The following is a 1,215-nucleotide window of genomic DNA, read 5'->3' on the forward strand; positions in this document are numbered from 1 at the left end:
TGCTTGCTCTCCAGTGATTAAACTGAATAAGTTGATTGCAACCACACTGTTATCACAAACAGTTGTTGCTCCATCCGCTCCTGCATTTGGTTGAGCGTTGATGTTAATCGTAGCCACACTTGTATCGTTAATACATGGTGCAGTTCCAACTAAAGTATACGTAAATGTAGAAGTTGTAGCTCCTGGCGCTGGTGTGAATGTACCTGCTCCAGCGTTAAACGTTCCTCCTGTTCCAGATGTTTGTGTCCATGTTCCTCCTGCTTGCTCTCCAGTGATTAAACTGAATAAGTTGATGGCTGCAACACTGTTATCACAAACTGTTGTTGCTCCATCCGCTCCAGCATTTGGTTGAGCATTGATGTTAATTGTTGCAACACTTGTATCGTTAACACATGGTGCTGTTCCAACTAATGTATACGTAAATGTACTAGTTGTTGCTCCTGGGGCTGGTGTGAATGTTCCAGCTCCTGCATTAAACGTTCCTCCTGTTCCAGATGTTTGCGTCCATGTTCCACCTGCTTGCTCTCCAGTGATTAAACTGAATAAGTTGATTGGCGCTACACTTGAATCACAAACTGTAGTGTTACCGTCTACTCCAGCATTTGGCTGAGCGTTGATGTTTACTGTTGCAATACTTGTATCGTTAGTACAAGGCGCAACTCCTGTTAATGTATACGTAAATGTAGAAGTTGTTGCTCCTGGTGCTGGTGTATAAGTACCTGCTCCTGCATTAAACGTTCCACCTGTTCCTGAAGTTTGTGTCCATGTCCCTCCTGCTTGTTCTCCAGTGATTAAACTGAATAAGTTAATTGCAGCTACACTGTTATCACAAACTGTTGTTGCTCCATCTGCTCCAGCATTTGGTTGTGGATTGATATTCACGGTAGCGATACTTGTATCATTTGTACAAGGCGCTGTTCCAACTAATGTATACGTGAATGTAGAAGTTGTTGCTCCTGGCGCTGGTGTATAAGTACCAGCTCCAGCATTAAACGTTCCGCCTGTTCCTGATGTTTGTGTCCAAGTTCCTCCTGCTTGCTCTCCAGTGATTAAACTGAATAAGTTAATTGCAGCTACACTATTATCACAAACTGTTGTTGCTCCATCCGCTCCAGCATTAGGTTGAGGATTGATAGTAACAGTTGCAATACTTGTATCGTTAGTACAAGGTGCAGTTCCAACTAAAGTATAGGTAAATGTACTAGTTGTTGCTCC

At 42.9% G+C, this 1,215-nt stretch carries 1 pseudogene; it reads right to left on the reverse strand.

Annotated elements, in window-relative coordinates:
- Nucleotides 1–1,215, reverse strand: a pseudogene (locus BMY86_RS13125) (adhesin); the annotation flags it as partial.

It is taken from the genome of Flavobacterium urocaniciphilum, assembly GCF_900110615.1.
Lineage (GTDB): Bacteria > Bacteroidota > Bacteroidia > Flavobacteriales > Flavobacteriaceae > Flavobacterium > Flavobacterium urocaniciphilum.